An 18,153-nucleotide genomic window follows, 5' to 3' on the forward strand; every position below is an offset into this window, starting at 1 on the left:
CGCAAGGCTAATCAAAGTGCTGCGCTTGTGTTGAAATGCCGCATTGCGAAAACTGCAACAAGGAACAGCCAATGGCATTGGACATGCTGCGGGAAATCCAGGCGTTCGTCAGCGTGGCGCACAAGCGTAGTTTCGTCGCTGCCGCCCGCGCGCTGGGCCGCTCGCCAAGCGCGGTGACACGCGCAGTACAGGCCCTCGAAGACAACGCCGGTAGCAAGCTGCTGAACCGCAACGCCAGCGCCGTCACCCTGACCGAAGCCGGCGAGCGCCTGTTGCCCCACGCCGAGCGCTTGCTGGATGTGCAACGTGACGCCGCCGATGAGCTGGCCGCGCTCAGCGGCAGTGCACAGGGCTGGATCCGCTTCGCCGTGCCCCAGCTGCTGGGTGAACATGTGCTGCCTCAGGTACTGGCCGAGTTTTCCCGCCGCCACCCCCAGGTGACACTGGACGTGCAGTACAGCGACGGGGCGCTCGACCCGCTGCAGGGCAAATTCGACTTCGTGGTGCGCGGCGCCTTTCCGCAATCGAGCGAATTGATCGGTTACCCGCTGTGGGATTACCAGCGCCACCTGTATGCAAGCCCGGCATACCTGGCAGCGGCAGGTGCGCCACAGCACCCCGAAGAGCTGCAAGGGCATGCATTGATCCTGCACACCGCCCCACGCATCCTCAAAGCCTGGCACTTTTGCCGTGACGGCCAGATCACCAGCCTGCGGCCCAGGCCGAGGTTGCGCCTGGATTCAGGCGACGCGGTGTATCACTGCACGCTGGCCGGTGCCGGTATCGCCCGCCTGGCTGCCTGGGTCGGCGAAGCGCAGGTCAGGGCTGGGCGCCTGGTGCGGGTATGCCCGCATTACCGCCTGACCTCCAGCAGCGGCCAGGACCCACAGATGCATGCCGTCTACCCTGCCGGCGAACTACCGGCACGGGTACGAGACTTGCTCGCGGCGCTGCGCCGCGCCGGCATGGCCTATTGAAACACCTGGAAACGGCTGTTCAAATTCTGCTCAATTTAACAGAGCCCGCCGTACGCTTGGCTTGCAGCACTTTATCCACAGATCTACCCACGTTTTTTGTGGACAGATTTCCCAGCGTAAAGAACGACTTATCGTACAAATCGGTAGGGTGAATCGGCCAAACGACAACAGCGACAGGCCCGCCCGAAAGCCGGGCAGGCCGCGCAGATGTGGGGTGTGCAGGAATCGAGTTCAGCTTGGCGGGATGGTGCCAAGAATACCTATCAGCAGGGTCAACAGCAGAAAACCACCCAGGAACAGCGCGAGCTTGCCCATCGGAACCTCAACAGTGTGGATGCGGGAATGGGCCTATTGTCCGGCTTGGGCTGATACGGTTACAGATTCAGGTTTGTGGAAAAAAAGCGGATCAGATGCCCAGCCCTGCTTTGTGTCGCTGGTTGCGCAGCAGCGCCCGGATCCCGAGGTTCGGAAGGCTGCCCAGGCATTCACGCTGTGCTAGGGTCAACCGCTCGAACCCGCCAAGGAGTGCCACCCCGTCATGATCGCTTTCGCCGACAACACAGCCCTGCTGCTGATCGACCTTCAGGCGGGCATTCACCACCCACGCCTGGGCCGGCGCAACAACCCGGAAGCCGAACTGCGCATGGGCGAGCTGCTGGCTGCTTGGCGTCACTCAGCGCGCCCGGTGGTTCATGTGCGCCACCTGTCACGCGCGGTGGATTCGGTGTTCTGGCCAGGCCAGTCCGGTTGCGAATTCCAGCCTGCGTTCACGCCACTGGCGAGCGAAACGGTGTTCGACAAGCATGTGCCCGACGCCTTCGCCAACTCCGGGCTGGAGCGCTGGCTGCACACCCGCGGCATCAACCAGCTGGTGATCGCCGGGGTGATAACCAACAACTCCGTGGAGTCCACCGCCCGCTCGGCGGGCAACCTCGGTTTCGACGTGGTGGTGGTCGAAGATGCCTGCTTCACCTTTGACCAGCGCGACCTGCAAGGCCGGCTGTGGCCTGCGGAGGACGTGCATGCGCTTTCGCTGGCGAACCTGGCCCTGGATTATGCACGCATCTTGCGCACGGAACAGGTACTGGCTGGCAGCAGGCTTGCGGGCGGCCGCTGACCCTCCAGTGTTTGTATCTTCATGTGTACAGACTGAACGCTGATACACAACCATGCGCCTGCAGGCCGTGCGGACATATCCCTGATACAGCCTTCATCTTTACTGGTAACCATCAACCCGCACCGATGGCTTCGCCAAGGAGATGCCCAATGCCTGCCCGCCACTCGAGCACTGCCCTGCCACGCCGTTTCAGCCGTACGCTGCTTGCCTGTGCCCTGCTGCCGCTTGGCCCGATGGCGGCGAATACCGCCACGGCTGCGCCACAGAAGGCCCAGCCAGCCACCAGCGTGGCGGATGACTTCGGCCCACTGAAACACATCAACGCCGGCGTGCTCGACGTAGCCTATGTCGAGCAAGGCCCGGCCGACGGCCCGGTGGTGATCCTGTTGCATGGCTGGCCCTACGACATCCACAGTTTCGAACATGTCGCACCTGCCCTCGCCGCCAAAGGCTACCGGGTGTTGGTGCCCTACGTTCGCGGCTATGGCCAGACCCGTTTCCTGTCTGCCGCCACCCCACGCAACGCCCAGCCTGCGGCGCTGGCCAGCGACGTCATCGCGTTGATGGACGCGCTGCACATCCAGCGTGCCGTGCTCGCCGGCTTCGACTGGGGCGCACGCACGGCCGACATCGTCTCGGCACTGTGGCCCGAGCGGGTCAAGGCGCTGGTGTCGGTCAGCGGTTACCTGATCAGCAGCCAGGAAGCCGCCAAGGCCCCCCTGCCCCCCAGCGCCGAACTGCAATGGTGGTACCAGTATTACTTCGCCACCGCGCGCGGCCAGGCCGGCTATGAGCAGAACCGCCATGCCTTCGCCAAACTGATCTGGCAAACCGCCTCACCCAAGTGGGCCTTCGACGATGCCACCTTCGAGCGCAGTGCCAAGGCCCTGGACAACCCCGACCAGGTGGCGATCACCGTGCACAACTACCGCTGGCGGTTGGGGCTGGCCCAAGGCGAAACACGCTACGACCCGCTTGAAGCCAGGCTGGCCCGCTTGCCTAGCATCGGCGTGCCGACCATTACCCTGGAGGGCGACGCCAACGGCGCCCCGCATCCACCGGCCGAAGCGTATGCACAGCGCTTTACCGGCAAGTACCAGTACCGACTGATCAGCGGCGGCATTGGCCACAACCTGCCCCAGGAAGCACCGCAGGCGTTCACCCAGGCGGTAGTGGATGCGGATCACCTTTAACGTCACGGCCAGCAATTGCTACAGAACGTTTCAGAAAGCACGGCAGGCCGAGGATTGAGCCGAGTGGATGGCCTGCCCTGCTCGCAACCGATGGCGGCCAGCTAGTACGGGGGGTGGAGACAGGTTGGTTAGACACGGGTTGAAACGAAGGTTGCAGGATACTTTCCCAGCCGGTGTAGGACGTTTCCCATCAATAAGCAACGCCTGTATGAAACATCAGTTTCTCCAGCAAATTCGAGCTGCTACGGTCCAGTTTTCCTACAACGGCAAGGAGGCCTACAGCATGAGAACAGCATGGACCCATTCAATGCCTCGGCCCTGAAACTGCAGAAAAATCTACTCAACCTGCGCCTGGAGCGTGATCGCCTGAGGAGGGAGGGCAAGGACAAGGAAGCGGACGAACTCGCGGAAACGATTGCCCGTATAGAAGAGACGATGCGCAAACTACCCGACGACATGAAGCCGATGACCTTGCAATAGGCGGCGGGAGGTACCCGTGCGGGGGCCGGTTTTCCCGGCCGCAGAAAAACAAAAGCCCCGAATGATCGGGGCTTTTGTTGAAGGAATATGGCGGAAGCGTAGAGATTCGAACTCTAGGATAGTTGCCCATCGACGGTTTTCAAGACCGCGTTATAAACCCTCATCCCATGCTGCCTGCAAGGCAAAATCGATTCCAAAACAAAGACGAAACGGCACGGCTACAGGCCGCATACTGCAAGGGTCGCCGTTTCGGTTTTGGAATCGATTTTCGCCCTACTCTGGCGTTCTGCCGACCTACTTTCCCTTCAGATTGACACCTCGCCCAGCCCCTCATGCTCGAGCGCCCATAGCCTGGCCGCCTCTGCCAGCTCAAGCATGTCCACCAGGTCGCCCTCGTCGATCTCCTGACGCCGGTGCGCGGCATTGGCCATCTCGCTGAGACGGCTGCGCGTCCATCAGGGCCCGCAACCAAGGCAACCTGGTGCTCTGTTCGGCCAGCCAAGCACAAAGTTGCCCGGCCATCACTCCTCTCTCACCAAAATCACCCACAGACCACCGTCCGCTTTTGCTCCATAGCGGACGTTCCGCAGTCAGCAGACGTCCATTCATATTGCTAGAGCCCGGAGGAAACATCTGGTCTCTATTACGCATCTATCCACAGCACCACTTAAGCGTCCGGCTCGGAGGTCGCTTGACTAGCTAACAACGACGCTCTGCGAGTCATGACCTAGACTTCGCAGCCTAGCTGGAGATGTTCCAGCATATGGGCGGCGCAACTGCACTATAGCGCCTTCTCATCAACCTGCTATTTGTAAGTTTATGTTTTCACAAACAACACGATTACGGCCCAGAGACTTGGCTCGGTAAAGAAGTTGATCTGCCTTTTCAAAGGTCGCTGTCACTGACTCACCCGTTTTCCAGATGGCGACGCCTAGCGATATTGTTAGATGGCCAACAGTATCGAACTGCGCCGATGCTACAACCGCTCGTAGTCTTTCCGCAACCTCCGCTGCAACAGAGGTCGTGCTATTTGGCAGTAACAATACAAACTCTTCACCCCCTATTCGACAGACCAAATCATCTGGCCGCGAAGCTTGTTTCATCAGCCTGGCCACCTCGCGTAGAGTTTCATCACCAACTCCGTGGCCATAAGTATCGTTGACGACTTTGAAGTGATCTATGTCTACGGAGATCACTGCGAATGACTTAAGGGTTTCTTGCCATAAACCTATCGCTTCATCCATTCCCCTACGATTTGTTAGGCCGGTCAAGGGATCGCTTTGAGCCTCAAGATTAAGCCTGCCAATCTTCTCCTGAAGGAGATTGGCCGCTAAGAGCAAAGCACGGCGAATCTGCCAGCTTTCAATATAATCGGTTGGTATCGCTGTAATGCGTTCGTAGCATTCTGGAGCGTCCAGGCGCCTAGCGTTCTCGGCCAAGCATGAAAGGGGAACAGAAATCTTCCGTCCTATCCACCAGACCATTAGAAGGCCAAAGAGACCCAGTGGCGCAACACCCTTTGCTACTCTCTTCGCGGTGGTCATCAAGCTCGCCTGTATACTTGCGAGCGGCTGCTGAGACACTACCCCCCAGTTACTACTAGGAATTCTGGCGTATCCCGCCAGCACTTCATTGCTACTTTCATTGAGCGCTTGTATCGATCCGTTGCTGTGCGCTAGCGCGGCATCGACAAGACGGTTATCAATCAAGACGTCTCCAATCCTCTTCGGATCGGGGTGATACAGTATTCGGCGCTGGCTATCAACGAGGAAAATATATGCTCCGTCCTCGCGTACGTTCAGGTCCATCAGCGCTTGGATGGTATTCTTCTGCTCCAGTCTAATGCTTCCGCCCACCAAACCGAGATATTGCTTATTAGGACCGAAAACGGGATGTGAAACGAATACCACCAGATGGTCAGCCAATGATTGGAAGGCATCGCTAATCATGGGTTCCCGCTTCGACAGAGGCAATCGATCTTGAAGCAGCCGCCCGTCCAGCCGCATACTGTCGGGAGCGGAGACGACGACTTTTCCTTCGGCATTTGCAATGAGTACCGAGTTGAAACTACGGTCCTGGCTCAGAAGGCGATGCGCCTCTTTTGTTAAACTGCGTTGGTCGGTGAAACTCTCTCCAATCGAGGTGGCTGCGTAACGCAAGCGGTCGAGGTCTGAGGCTAGTACCCCTTCCAGGCTATCAGCGACCCGAGCGGCGTAGGCCTCATTGGTTTGGAGAGCGTTTTCAATCAGTTCAGCTCTCTGAGTCGAGAGCATTACCCAGAATGTGTTAGCCAGCGTTGAGAAAGCTGCGATGAGGGCGAACGCCAGCAGGAGGATGCGTAGATTGAGCTTGGGGCGTGGCCGAGTAGGCATTGGATGTGTCCGGATGCTGTAGGCATGCGGTTTGGTGAAGCGGCGTCGCCATTGGCTAAACACGCTTTCCTTGCGCCTGATGGCGTATCCGATGAAGCCCCTACATCAAACCACAGAAGGTTTCGAGTCGATGATCTCACATTTTTTCGTTGGCCACCATTCTGACATCATTAACTATATGCGCATCTGCTAGGAATCTGTTACCCGCGGACGATAGCTAAGGGTCGAAAGAAGCCATTCACGCCCGGCAACTAACGTTCCTTAGTCGCCGGGCGCATCGAGCGGCTCACGCTACCACTTCAGCCTCAATCAACGCCCACAGCCTAGCCGCCTCGGCAAACTCCAGCATGTCGGCCAACTCGCTCGAATCAACGTCCCCGCGTCGGTGCGCAGAAATCGCGAGCTCGGCAAGCACCCCGGCTCGGCCATCCGGATCGGCTATCAGAGCGGGTTGATCATTGAGTTCGGCCAGCCAGGCCAGAGGTAGCCCGTCCATCATTCCAACCTGCACCACCACGACTGTGCGTAAAGCACGCCGTCGATCTCTTCGATGCCGTTGATGTTCATTCCGAGCTGGGCCATGCCGTTGACCTTGGCATCATGCAGCCGAGGAATGGGATCAGGGCCAGGGGTCGGGTTGAACACCCAGGCCTGGGTGGACACTCGCCCCAGCGGTTCACTGTGGTTATCACCGATGTGAATATCGGCCCGCATGGGCTGGACCTTCCTGAGCTGATCGGAAGGGATGGCCACGCCCTTCAAGCGGCGGCGAACGAGGAAATAGTACATACCTGCACCGAAATACTGTATATGGATACAGTATTTCAGCATCAGGAAACGCAAACGCGCCAGTACCGCTCGGCGGACTATGCTTGTTTGCTCAGGCAGGAGGGCGGCACATGTGTGGAAGGTTGAGCCAGTACCGGGGGATACGCGACTTCGTTGAAACCCTGAGCCTACCAGAGGCCTGGCGGAACAACGTAGGCGACCAGCCGCTTGGCCGGTACAACGTCGCGCCGACCTCGCCAGTGGCAGTGCTGCGGGTGGATGAGGCAGGCCCTCGAGCGGACCTGGTGAGGTGGGGATGGCGGCCGCACTGGGCAACCGACCGGGCTGCGCCGATCAACGCTCGGTTGGAGAAAGTGGCACACGGCCCGTTCTTCCGGTCGATCTGGCCAAACCGGGCCATCACGCCTATCGACGGCTGGTATGAATGGGTGGACGAAGGCGGGCCGAAGAAGCAGCCGTACTACATTCGGCGCCGCGACGGGCGCGCTGCCCTATGCGCCAGCATCGGCCAGTTCACCGGCAGCGAGCACGACGGGTTTGTCATCATCACCGCTGATGCCCAGGGCGGCATGGTCGATGTTCACGATCGTCGGCCTGTCGTGCTGTCGCCAGAACTGGCCTACGAGTGGATTGGAGCAGAGATGCCACGCGAGCATGCCGAGCAACTGGTGCTTAACCTAGGCGAGCCGGCCGACGCATTCGAGTGGTACCGGGTCAACACGGCCGTTGGCAATGTGCGCAACCAAGGCGCCGAGCTAATCGAACCGGTTCAGTGAAGGAGTGGAAGTTCCTTTCCCCGCGCCTTGGCAACAGCGCGCAACTGGTAATCGGAGACCGCCTGGAATAGAGATTCGGCCAATAGCCGCAGGCGCTCGATTTCCTCAGGCGGCGCGCCACGGTCCTGGGCCTGGTGGTACTCCCGCATGGCGTCGACGGCCTGCTGAATCAGCGGCTCGCCTGCCTCAATCAGCCCTATAAAGCTGCGCTTTTCCACTTCCCTGCTCCGTGTCGATGAGCAGACAACTATAGGCTGGATTTACGGCCTATTCATGCCGTCGATCACTGCTTCGCACGCCAGCCCAGCTATTCGGCTTCGCTCAAGCGCTGCCGCGAGGTCTCCCGCCATTCGGTCAGACTCTTCAAGCAATCCCCCGAGCACCACGACGGCAGAGGTTCCTGCCTGGCGCTGCTGGGCAGCAATGGCACCACAGGTGTCTCGGTGGCCGTCCCGCAGTCTGGCGATTTCCCCGCGCAGCCCGCCAGCAGCAGACTCAGCAGCAGCGGCGCGGCCTTGGGCCAGCTCCAGTTGTTGTCGTGCACTCTCACCCTCCTTGTCCGCCACGGCCTGGCGGCGCTGTTCTTCGGTTCTGGCCTGGGCCGCGGCGCGCCGGTCACGCTCAGCCACCTGCAGGCGGTAGTCGGACAACTCGATCCGGGCAGTTTCGGCGTCGCCCTGGGCAACCACCACCCGGTACTGCTGGCCACCGGAGATCAGAACCAGGATGATCAGCCACCAGCACCAAACCGGTACCGCGCCGAGCCAGCTCATGCCAGCGCTCTCCGCACACCTTCGTCAATCACCAGGTCCGGGTACGGGTTGTCACCGTTTTCATGCACAATGATGCCGACCACCATCCCGCGCAGCGTGGCCGGGTCCTTGATGTTGATTGGGTCGGTTGGGCGAACGCCGATGCGCTTGGCTACAGCAGCTGCATAGGCCTGGGTGTCGTTCTCGCTGCTCGGCGCCCAGCGGCTGATGGTCTCCAGCACGGTATCAATGCCCTGCCCGCCTACCCCAGGCATACCGTCTTTGCCGCGGTAGTTGATTAGCAGCTTGCCCAGGGCGCGGATGCCGTTCTCGGGAGTGTCGAAGATGGCAAAGCGGCCACCAGGTTCCTTGCCTATCTGGCCCTGCCAGTCGTTGCGGGGGTTGAAATCGATGTTGCCGGGGTTGCGGTTGCGTACGCCCCGGGGCTGGGATTGCGTCATGGGTTTCTCCAGGCAAAAAAATACCGCCAGGCGGCGGTCGGTGTGTTCTGTTCGGGTCAAGCCGGCGGCGCTGGCCAGTCGATCTCGTTCGGGTAGCCTTCCTGCTCTGGCACCCGGCTCAGCGCAACGCGGTACTTTTTCCAGAGCTTGAGACGCGCTTCATCGTCAGGCGTTGCTTCGCCAATATCGAAGGCATCCTGCAGCGGAGCGATAGCGGTATCAGCAACAGCGCGGCGGTGGGCTATGTCGGAAACCACTGCGGCTAGCAACTGCTCGGCGGCGGCCTGGGCCTTAGCCTCGGCAGTAATCACCTGAGACCAATCGATGATGCCTACAGTCGTTGGCGGACGTTCGCCAAGATCCAGGCCCGGAAGTTGGACTTGGCCATCAGCCGGGTACAGGTCGACCGGGAAGCGCGCCGCCTGAGGGGCGTCGGCCGAGTGCGGGAGCATGAGAGTCAGCACCAGGTCACCGTTGATGCGCTCAACGGGAGCAATCACGAACCCGCATCCGACCGCTTCTGCAGGCAGGGTCGAGCCCTCAGCCAGTCGGGAGAGGTCCAGCCCCACGCCGTTCACTTCTAGAGTTTCGCCAACCTTGACCACTGCGAGCAGCAGATCAGACCGGACTGGAGAAAGCTTGATAATCATTAGAACCACCGCCCTATGGCTATAGCGTGAAAGTTTGCCGAGCCGCTGTATGCGAAAGATGCGTAGATAATTAGCGGAGCTGAAGCTGTGGTTGGCGAGAAAGTCGCGCACCAGCAAGAGCCATGAGCGCTCGTGTACATGACCGATGGAGCGGCGGCAAATGTCGCAGGATAGGCCCAAGAGGACGGAGTGGGCGCAGCATCTCGAAAGATCGATCCGTTCGCTGTGGCCGCCACAGTTGCAGCAAACTTGTTGGTGCAGATCATGGTGCCATCAGCGAACTTGACGTACTCGCCGTTGGCGTTGCTGCCGCGTTCTATGATTGCGCCAGTTGCCGCCCCACCGCTCTGGCTGACTGTCCCGAGAATGTCAGCCACGGCCGCCGTCTTCAGGCCGAGACCATTTCGGGCCGTGGCCTGGGTCGTGCCCCCGGTACCACCCTTTGATACCGGTACGACGTTTTCGGTCGACACCGAGCCCAATCCGGCCAGCGTCGAACCCCAGTTGTTCGCGATGTCGTTGAACTTGTCGGCCAAGGTCTTGGTGTAGCCCTGCACCGGCGTGATCGCATAGGTACCGCCGGACACGGTTGCCCCCTTGTACGCAGGCAAGATGCTCAACACCGTGCCGCTGGCAATGTTTGTCACCTCATACCAGTTGCCGTCCGGCCCCATCAACGCATCGCCCACCCGGGCGTTTGCGGAAAAGTTGGTGCCGGTACCGGTCACCGTTGTTTGGCCAGCCGTGATCGCGACCGTGCCTGTCCTGTACCAAGGCATAGGATGCTCCGATTAGTTGAATGGGAATGGCAGGTTGTCCGTCTTGATGACGATCGCCTGCGGATACCGATTGGTGGGAATGTCGAAGTAGCTTTGTGCCGCAGTCGTGCTTTGCACCATCGTTGTCCGGGCTGCATCGCAGGACATGAAGTAAATCCCGCCAGTGGCGCCATAGGCGCCATCCATGTGGGCTTGCATGTACACCCTTGCAGGGAACGGATTTCCAGGTGCAGACATGTTGTCCATAACGCCCTGCCCGAACGACCTTGAAAACGTGGTGCTGACCGCAAATTCCCCAGACCCAATGGCGATGAATAGGCGTGCTACGCAGTAATAGGGGCCGCTGTTGATAAACCGCGTCCCGGTTTTGGTGGCCCCCGCGAAAGGCACGCCGTAGAGCTTTATCCCGTTCCACACTATGGGCGTGGGCGGCGCCGGCGCACTGATCGTGTCGACGATATTCAACGGGTACTGCAACGAGTTGAATGTGAGTACGCCGCTTTCGTCATAGCACTTCAACCCAGCGCCATTGAGCGTGTCGCGCATGGTGTCGAAGTAGTAGAACTTGGTCGAAGGACTGGCCCCGATGAAGTAGAACGTCGTGGTGTCACCCGACTTTGACGACCCGCAAGAAATCCCTGACCCCGTTATGAAAACGAGCGGCGCTATTGCCCCCGTAACGCTGAAACCATGGATAGGGTCAGTGATGGAAGACTCGGCGAAACTACTCCCTTCATTGGGTGGTAGTTGGATCGACCTATGGTCCAGCCGTGGCCAGTTCAGTATGTATGAGAGGTAGCCGCTCTTCAGTAGTCCATAGGTGATTTTCTCGGTGTCGAACAGGAGGCTTCCGTCCTCCTTGTACACCTTCAGTCCGGCTGACATCAGTAGTATCCGTAGTGAATTCTGCAGTTGAGCGAATAGAACCCCCAGCCGCTCGGATAGGAGTACTGCCAGGACAAGGTCGCCGTGGAGGCTCCCTCCGTCAGGGTGACCCCAGGCCGCTTCCCGAGGTACTTGTTCTGGACCGAAAGCTCGGTGATGGCGTAGAACAGCGTCTTTCCAGCGGGGGCGAGGGGAATCGAGAGCGACCCATTGGCCGCTCCCGTGTCCACATAGCCCATCATCTGGCTGATCGAGCTGGTCATATCCAGCAGCGCCAGGCCGCTCGGGTCGTAGACCTTCAGGCCTGCCGTCATACGTTCACTCCTAGGTCGATCGCCAGGTTGCCGTTGGCGTGGTAGATGCGCAGGCGCTGGTTGTTGATCAGCAAGCGGCCTTGCCCCGCTACCGTGCCGTTGATCTCGAACGTCCCGCTCTTGTTCAGGATCCAGCCCTGCTGGCCGGCCACGTAGTTCGTCGAGCTGATGTAGCTGCCGATCTTGGCGTTGGTGATGGTGCCGTCTTGGATGAAAGCCGAATCCATGAACGCCTGGCCGTTCTGCACGGCAAAGAACGTTCTGATTTCGCCGTTGAGGCTACTGGTCACAGCGAACTGATCCGCCAGGACCACCATCTGGCTTTTGCCGTTCTCGATGGCTAGGCCAAGCCCGGCGAGTACGTACTTGCCCGATGAATGCACCTCCATTTTGACCGACCACATGGTGCGCACCGTGCCATCAAGCGCCGCCAGGGCCTGGCTGGTGGTCTGTACTGCCGCACTGTTTTTCTGCACCTCGCCGTTGGTTTTATCCAGTGCCGAGTTGAACGACACCTCCAGCGTTTCCGTTTTCTTCGCCTGGACCTCGATCTCGGATGCCCGGACCTTGGCCTCCTCGGCGATCTTGGCGGTGTTCTCCCAACCCTTCAGTGCGCCAGCAAGCGCTCCCTCGCCGTTGTCGTCGCGTTCTCCCTGTGGCGAGGTGAAAGACGCCTCCATGTAGCCCACGCGCAGCCCCAAGGCCTCATCCGCGGATACCCGCGCTAGCTCTTCCTCGCTGATCGCCGTTTCCGCGTCGTCGACCCGGGCGTTGACCTGCTGCAGCCTGGATGCCGTAGACGATTCGTTGTCGGTGACCGTTTTCTCCAGCGCTGAGATGCTGGCCGAGTTGGTACCAACCTTGGTGTTGACGTCCGTGAACCTGCTGGCCGTGGCCTGCTCGTTCGTGACAACGGTTTGCTCAAGGCTGCGGATACTGCCGGTGTTGTCCGCGACTCTAGCCTCCACACCTGTCACCCGAGTGGCCATCGCCTCGTTCTGTGTCGCCCTGGTGCGCGACTCTTCGGACACCTTGGCAAGCGTATCCCAGCCCCGTAGCGCATCAGTGAGCGCGCCTTCCGGGTTTTCGTCGCGGTACGCCGACTGCACGGCCTGAAGCATGGCCGCGTTCACCGTCACCTTCCCGTCTACCGTCGCGATGTCCGTGGTGTTTTTCGCTACCGCCTGTGCCAGACCGTTTGCGGTTTCGGCAATGCTGCCGATGTCGACCCAGTAAGTTGGGTTCGGCGGCGCGTTGCTCCCGTCAGCTGCTGCCGGCACCGGCGCGATCGCCATGTACAGGCGGTGGCCGCTGCGCACCGCATCGTTCTTGGCATAGGCGTTGGTGGGCACGTACTCCAGCGGATCAGTCAACTCGGTGATCAGGCCTTCCAGCTCCTGCTTGGCCTCGTTGATCCGGTCGTTCACGGAGCCCGGGAAGTCGCCGGAGATTTTCTCAATCTCCTCCAGCAGCTCCTGCCCCAGTTCGCTCTCGGTGATTTGGCCACTGATCAGTTCCAATACCGGGCTGGCATCCGCCCCAGACTGGCCAAGCACGCCGCCATCGACGGGATACCATGGGCCGACATTGCCGGTCCGGTCCACAAGGCGCGCCCAGAAGAAGAACGAGACGCCGGCCTTCAGGCCTTGCATCACGTATTCGGTCTGCGGGTAAGCCAGGTCGGCCAGCTTCGTTGCTGCCTCCAGGCTGTTCGTTGGGCCGTACCAGATCTCTGTCCGCTGAGTGTCCTCGGCACCTGGTGGGATGCCCCATTTAAGCGAAATACCAAAAATAAGCGGATCGGCCCGCAGGTAGGTTACCGACGGCGGTGCACCTTCCTTGCCCTTCAGCTCAGTGAGCTGCGAATCACGCCAGGTCGACGTGATATCGAAAGAGCTGACAGCCCGCACCCTGGCCAAGTAGGCACCGGCGTAGATGCCGACGACGTCGACAGAAGTCGTACCGGTGCGCTGCAGTCGAACCCAGTTGCCGTTGTCCTTGCGCCACTCCACGTCATACGCCACGGCACCCTGTACTGCAGGCCAGGCGATGGTCATGGTGCTGACGGCGATCCCCTGATCCACGGCATAGGCTGAAGTCAGCGACACGCTGGCCGGCGGCTGCACTGTGGTCACCGGAATCACGCTGATCGGGCGCTCATCCAGCTTCGCGCCGGTATCGATCGCTGGGAACTTGCTCGGGTTGAACTCGAGCGCGGTGATCTCGTACTCGCCTTCCTGGGTGCGAGTGGTCTTGAGTACACGGAACAGCTGAACAGCCAAGTCGTCGTAATCAATCGCCCATTGCAGCTCCGGCTCTGGTTGCACGCTGTAGGCCACGGTCACCGTGACGGCACGGCCGCTGACCGACTGGACCGTCCGGGCCTGGGCGGTACCGTTCGGCAGGTTCAGGATCAGCCGGTCGCCAGCCTTGATGGGCGTGTCACGATCGAGCGTCACGACGCGCCCGGCAGCCGCAGATATCCGGCCTCCATTGGGGCGCCCCGCCACCAGCTCGTCTGCCACCGGGATGACGAACCCAGGCAGCGGAATACGGCCCTCCATGCCGGTCCTGAAGGTGACAGTCCGGTCCTGGCTGTTGCTCAGCAAAGCCCACTTCCCGCGGCGCTGGGCTTCGGAGGCACGGGTGCAGCCGATGGCCGATATTTCGATTGGCCGGTCACGGTACCGGCGCTGCAGCGCCGGGTCGGTTACAGGGATAACGTCGGTGTCGTAGTTGTTGGCCGGGTTGTCGTAGCTGACCAGGGCGCGGCTGTAGTGGGTGTTGCGCTCGGCCCCGCCATACACGAACTCACCGTCGATGACGTTGGCACGGGTGAACACGTAGTCGATGTCCTGGGCGCGCGGCATGTCCGCCTGCATGAACAGCGATCCGTGGGCCCAGTACACCATGCCCCGGTAGATGGCCGACAAGTCGCGCAGCAGCGTCCAGGCTTCGGCACGCCCCTGCAGGTTCATGTCGCACAGGTAGCGCGGTTCCTGCCCGCCGCGCCCATCCGGCACCAACTGATCACAATATTGGGCGATGCGGTACATCTCCCACTTGTCCACCATCCACGACTTGATGCGCTTACCCAGGCCAAAACGGTCCTCGACACACAGGCCGTAGGTGACGAACGCCGGGTTGTTGGTCCAGGCTTGCTTGAAGGTGCCATCCCACACGCCCGTATAGGTGCGCGTCTCGGGGTCGTAGTTGCTGGGCACCGGCCAACGCTTGGCCTTGCAATCGACGGTCACCGCAGGGATGTTCTGGAACTGCTGGGCGTCAAACTCGACGTACAGAAGTGCGGTGTTCGGGTACCGCAATTTTTCGTCGATGATTTCGGTGTAACCGGCGATGGTCATCGTGTCGCCGACGGTACCGCTATTGGCGTTTGGGGTAATGCGACGGACACGCAGCATCCAGCCTGAAGTGGCCGGAGGGAGGTTCACGCGAACAGAGCGCTGGTAGCCGTTGGTTGTCTTCCCGTCTACGGCGCCCCGGTGGGCCTCCACGTAAGCCCCGCCGTCGGTTGCGATGTCGATGGCATACTCGATGCGGTAGCCATTGGTGTTACCGCCGCTGTCCTGCTTAACCAGGCGAGGCCAGGACATGCGCACGCGCACCGCCGATAGCTGTGTATTGCTCAGCGAGCGGGTAAATGGGCTGTCGCTGCGCAGCTCGACGTTGACGGTATTCTCACTCTCTACCGAAGGAATGCCCTGGATGTAGTCCTGCTCGACGCTGCCACGGCGCCATTCCCACTTCACACCTGGGAAGTTCACGTTGCCACTGGCGTCCATGATTGGCGTGTTGTCGAGGTAGATATCGCGAGCAGTCGGTTTACCTTCAAACTCTCCCTCTCCGACCGCCAGGAGAATCTTCGCGATGTTCGTTGACTGAAGGCTGTCCGGCGCCTCTACCGGCGTCTTCGGCTTGCTCTCGCCGCCCTTGGCGCCGCTGATATCCAAGTGAGCTGCTGCTCCCATGCTTTCCTCCAGACATAAAAAAACCGCCCCGGGGGCGGTCTGCTTACTGAATTGGCTTCAGGCCTTGTCTTGCGCTTCGATTGATACGGAGATAATCGCTCCGCCCCAACGGCGTTTGCCGATACAGATCGGCACAGGGTTGCCGCTGGCTGTCGTGTTCCTGGCACTGCCGAAGGCATAGGACGGCTTGTTTTCAGCCGCAGCGCTCAATGACAGGCCTTGGGCCTGGGGACTGAGCAACTGAATGACGCCGCCGATGGCCATCGATGCGCCCACCGCGGCTACAACCCCCCAACCACCAGCACCGGCAGCAAAGGCCGCACCGAGCCCACCAGTCGCGAATGTTGCTGCAGCAATAAGGGCTATTCCAACAACGGTTTGCAGTAAGCCACCGCGCTTGCTCCCGCCGATCACCGGTACAATACGCAGCTCGCGAACACCACCGCGGTCAAACGCATCCGTCCCGACGTTCTGTCGATTCCGGAATATCGCGAACCGCAAGCCCAAGCCATCAAGGCGGCGGATTTCGTCTTCGAATCCAGATAGTGTGGCTTTCAACGCCTGGAACGCCTCCCAGGTATCGCCAGTATCCAGCTGCCGGCGGTGGATACGGCCAAACTTTTGAGCCAAGGAGCCGGACAACATAATGGTTGTCATGGGGGTGTAGTAGATAGCTGAGCCAGACATACCTGCCTCCGGACAATAAAAAACCGCCCGAAGGCGGTTTGATCAAAGGCAGCTCTGAACTGCCTCAATTCGTCGATTTTTCCTCCAGTCCATTAAGCCAGTCTGGAAGTAAAGGCGCACCTGAGTTTTGCCGTTCGCAGCCTCAAAGTCCGCGAATTCAACCTCTCCAGCGCTGATGACCGTTTTCCCTCCACCAGCCAATGGCTGTAATGCCGCAGCGTAATGAGCCCCCATCAAAGACTGGTTCTGCCAGGCAAACAAGACGCATTCTGCGACCTTGTCTACGGGTTTCGAACTGTTGGCGGTAAAGGCCGGCCCCGTAGCCCGCTTCTCATTCATCGAAGCGCACCCACCCAAGAGCACGAGGCTCAGTATCGTGACCATTACGCGCATGGCATCACTCCTTGAAAAGGCGGAATGTATCACTTGGCGCCGCGGTGACGCAGCACCATCCGCGTTCTATCGAGCCATGGCCCGCCGAAAACAACGATCTCTGATGGCCGCCCCAGCAGGTGGTGCAGCAGGAACGGGCCAGGCCCGAAGACTTCCGCCGCTTCCTCCGGCAGCCGAGCGTCAGCGTCCAAGTAGATGCCGGCGTGATTCGGGTGAGCCGTGCGGCCCACGGCCATGACGATCATGTCGCCGCGTTGCGGCTGGCTGACCTGGTAGAAGCCGGCTGCCTCATAGGCCTGCTCGTAGAGACTCGGGCCGTCCGCCTGCTCCCACCAGCCCTCTTCCCGGGTATAGGCCGGGAAATCCAGGCCCCACTCTCGTTTGTACCAGTCCGCGCAGACCTGCCAGCAGTCCCAGGCGCCGTGCACGAACGGCCGCCCAAGCAGCGGTGCGTGACCGGTCGGCGTGACAGTGCGCAGGTCACCCTCCGGCCAGGACAGGATGTACCAGGGCAGCCCAGTGGCCTCGCACATGGCCAGGTCACGGGGTGACGGCCTGCTGGAGGCATCCGGATGCGAGTGCACGATGCCGATCACCTCGCCCTGGTCTTCGGCTGCGGCGTACTGCTCGGGCGGAATGCGGAACTCCTCCGCCGGATCGGTCGCGGTGTTCTCGCACGGGATGTACCGCTGGGTGCGTCCCACGGCGATGAGCAGCCCGCAGCACTCCCGCGGATATTCCGCCGCGGCGTGCGCTTGCACGGCGGCCAAGATGTGTTTGCGCATGTTCAGCTCCGTGCGATGAGGGAAACGGCCGGAAAGCCGCCAAAGGGCAGTTGGTTGCCCTGGCCAAACCGGACGGTGCAGCCTGAGTCGAGGCAACCGTTGCACTGATCCTTGGCCGGGTCATCCGTGGGGTTGCCGTCCAAGTCGTAATAGGGGCCGGTGTATCCACAGTTCGGGCCACGGTAGCCAGCGGTCATGGCCCAGTGGCATAGCTGGGTCATCTGTCGGCCGATCGTCTCCCCACCCACATCGCCAGGGCTGGCCAGCTCCCAAGAAACCGTGGTGCCGTTCTCGGAAACCTTCTGGTCGATGTACCAGACCTCGATGGCTTCCTCGGTCGGGTCGGCCTCTGGGTTGCCTGCCGGAAAATTCACCGCATCTAGGTACCGCGCCATCGTGTGGCGCATGGTCAGCTTGAACTCGAGCAGGTTGTCGAAGGCCAGGCACAGGGCTGTGATCCGGCCGTTGACGTTGCCCACGGTCAGCGTGGGGCGCACGGCGGTACCGTCCGAGTTCGCTTCGATGCCCTCGATCTGCATCGGCCAGGCGCCGTACTCATTGCCCTGCCACCAGATCGACTTGGCTGGAAGCTGATCCGCATCGACGCCGGCTGCGGCCAGCTCTTCTGGCGTGTGCGGTATTGCATGTCCGTGGAACCGAAGAATATCGGCACCGAAGTCCGAGCCATCCAGCTCAAACAGTAGAATTTCGCTGCCAGGCTCCAGGGTCTGGATGTCCTTGATCAATGACATGC

At 60.7% G+C, this 18,153-nt stretch carries 21 protein-coding genes and 1 tRNA gene; 5 read left to right on the plus strand and 17 right to left on the minus strand.

The features are described from left to right. Window positions 1-71 precede the first annotated feature (71 nt). The 4 genes from HG549_RS16010 (at window position 72) to HG549_RS16025 (ending at window position 3,767) form a co-directional block, all read left to right on the plus strand. Entirely contained in the window at window positions 72-977 is a 906-nt protein-coding gene (locus tag HG549_RS16010; RefSeq protein WP_170030464.1) for a LysR family transcriptional regulator, read from the plus strand. A gap of 538 nt (window positions 978-1,515) precedes the next feature. After that, window positions 1,516-2,094 carry a cysteine hydrolase family protein gene (locus HG549_RS16015; protein WP_170030465.1) on the plus strand — a complete coding sequence of 193 codons (579 nt, stop codon included), beginning with the start codon at window positions 1,516-1,518 and terminating at the stop codon, window positions 2,092-2,094. 149 nt (window positions 2,095-2,243) lie between these two features. Continuing rightward, window positions 2,244-3,287 carry an alpha/beta fold hydrolase gene (locus HG549_RS16020; RefSeq protein ID WP_170030466.1) on the plus strand — a complete coding sequence of 348 codons (1,044 nt, stop codon included), beginning with the start codon at window positions 2,244-2,246 and terminating at the stop codon, window positions 3,285-3,287. A gap of 294 nt (window positions 3,288-3,581) precedes the next feature. After that, entirely contained in the window at window positions 3,582-3,767 is a 186-nt protein-coding gene (locus HG549_RS16025) for a hypothetical protein (protein ID WP_170030467.1), read from the plus strand. Between the two features lie 88 nt (window positions 3,768-3,855). On the opposite strand, the gene HG549_RS16030 is transcribed toward HG549_RS16025, so the two are convergent. From HG549_RS16030 to HG549_RS16050, 5 genes are all read right to left on the minus strand, one after another. Further along, a tRNA-OTHER gene (locus HG549_RS16030) sits at window positions 3,856-3,942 on the minus strand. Between the two features lie 130 nt (window positions 3,943-4,072). After that, window positions 4,073-4,198 (minus strand): hypothetical protein, encoded by a 126-nt coding sequence (locus HG549_RS26135; protein ID WP_306092888.1) that lies wholly within the window; start codon window positions 4,196-4,198, stop codon window positions 4,073-4,075. Window positions 4,199-4,564: 366 nt separating this feature from the next. Next, window positions 4,565-6,202 (minus strand): diguanylate cyclase, encoded by a 1,638-nt coding sequence (locus tag HG549_RS16040; protein WP_256665923.1) that lies wholly within the window; start codon window positions 6,200-6,202, stop codon window positions 4,565-4,567. Between the two features lie 223 nt (window positions 6,203-6,425). Then, complete coding sequence (locus HG549_RS16045; protein ID WP_170030468.1) at window positions 6,426-6,635, minus strand: hypothetical protein; 210 nt, start codon at window positions 6,633-6,635, stop codon at window positions 6,426-6,428. Then, on the minus strand, window positions 6,635-6,928 hold the full coding sequence (locus HG549_RS16050; RefSeq protein WP_170034212.1) for a hypothetical protein: 294 nt from the start codon (window positions 6,926-6,928) through the stop codon (window positions 6,635-6,637). Before HG549_RS16050 ends, HG549_RS16045 begins: the two co-directional genes overlap by 1 nt. Before the next feature lie 110 nt (window positions 6,929-7,038). Between HG549_RS16050 and HG549_RS16055 the strand changes: the two genes are divergently transcribed. After that, complete coding sequence (locus HG549_RS16055) at window positions 7,039-7,704, plus strand: SOS response-associated peptidase (RefSeq protein ID WP_170030469.1); 666 nt, start codon at window positions 7,039-7,041, stop codon at window positions 7,702-7,704. On the opposite strand, the gene HG549_RS16060 is transcribed toward HG549_RS16055, so the two are convergent. Genes HG549_RS16060 through HG549_RS16115 form a run of 12 tightly spaced genes read right to left on the minus strand, consistent with a single transcriptional unit; the run spans window position 7,698 to window position 18,151 of the window. After that, complete coding sequence (locus HG549_RS16060) at window positions 7,698-7,922, minus strand: hypothetical protein (RefSeq protein WP_170030470.1); 225 nt, start codon at window positions 7,920-7,922, stop codon at window positions 7,698-7,700. The two genes, HG549_RS16055 and HG549_RS16060, sit on opposite strands and share 7 nt — an antisense overlap. A gap of 42 nt (window positions 7,923-7,964) precedes the next feature. Then, entirely contained in the window at window positions 7,965-8,477 is a 513-nt protein-coding gene (locus HG549_RS16065) for a DUF2514 family protein (RefSeq protein WP_170030471.1), read from the minus strand. Then, window positions 8,474-8,917 (minus strand): structural protein P5, encoded by a 444-nt coding sequence (locus tag HG549_RS16070; protein WP_170030472.1) that lies wholly within the window; start codon window positions 8,915-8,917, stop codon window positions 8,474-8,476. The genes HG549_RS16065 and HG549_RS16070 overlap by 4 nt, the downstream gene beginning before the upstream one ends. 56 nt (window positions 8,918-8,973) lie before the next feature. Then, the gene (locus HG549_RS16075) at window positions 8,974-9,567 is read right to left on the minus strand and encodes a tail fiber assembly protein (protein WP_306092889.1); all 594 of its coding nucleotides are present in this window, start codon (window positions 9,565-9,567) and stop codon (window positions 8,974-8,976) included. Beyond that, window positions 9,567-10,346, minus strand: a complete 780-nt coding sequence (locus HG549_RS16080) for a phage tail protein (protein ID WP_170030473.1) — start codon at window positions 10,344-10,346, stop codon at window positions 9,567-9,569. The genes HG549_RS16075 and HG549_RS16080 overlap by 1 nt, the downstream gene beginning before the upstream one ends. Window positions 10,347-10,358: 12 nt before the next feature. Continuing rightward, window positions 10,359-11,231, minus strand: coding sequence for a hypothetical protein (locus HG549_RS16085; protein ID WP_170030474.1), 873 nt, complete (start codon window positions 11,229-11,231; stop codon window positions 10,359-10,361). Beyond that, window positions 11,231-11,545, minus strand: coding sequence for a hypothetical protein (locus tag HG549_RS16090; RefSeq protein WP_170030475.1), 315 nt, complete (start codon window positions 11,543-11,545; stop codon window positions 11,231-11,233). The genes HG549_RS16085 and HG549_RS16090 overlap by 1 nt, the downstream gene beginning before the upstream one ends. Further along, entirely contained in the window at window positions 11,542-15,534 is a 3,993-nt protein-coding gene (locus HG549_RS16095; RefSeq protein WP_170030476.1) for a phage tail protein, read from the minus strand. Before HG549_RS16095 ends, HG549_RS16090 begins: the two co-directional genes overlap by 4 nt. 57 nt (window positions 15,535-15,591) lie before the next feature. Beyond that, a complete protein-coding gene (locus HG549_RS16100; protein ID WP_170030477.1) occupies window positions 15,592-16,221 on the minus strand; it encodes a tail assembly protein in 630 nt (209 codons plus the stop codon). A 42-nt stretch (window positions 16,222-16,263) separates the two neighbouring features. Next, the gene (locus tag HG549_RS16105; protein ID WP_170030478.1) at window positions 16,264-16,614 is read right to left on the minus strand and encodes a hypothetical protein; all 351 of its coding nucleotides are present in this window, start codon (window positions 16,612-16,614) and stop codon (window positions 16,264-16,266) included. 29 nt (window positions 16,615-16,643) lie between these two features. Further along, window positions 16,644-17,399, minus strand: coding sequence for a C40 family peptidase (locus HG549_RS16110; RefSeq protein ID WP_170030479.1), 756 nt, complete (start codon window positions 17,397-17,399; stop codon window positions 16,644-16,646). 2 nt (window positions 17,400-17,401) lie between these two features. After that, a complete protein-coding gene (locus HG549_RS16115; protein ID WP_170030480.1) occupies window positions 17,402-18,151 on the minus strand; it encodes a phage minor tail protein L in 750 nt (249 codons plus the stop codon). Window positions 18,152-18,153: the final 2 nt, after the last annotated feature.

It is taken from the genome of Pseudomonas sp. SK, assembly GCF_012975065.1.
In the GTDB taxonomy this organism is placed as follows: domain Bacteria; phylum Pseudomonadota; class Gammaproteobacteria; order Pseudomonadales; family Pseudomonadaceae; genus Aquipseudomonas; species Aquipseudomonas anuradhapurensis.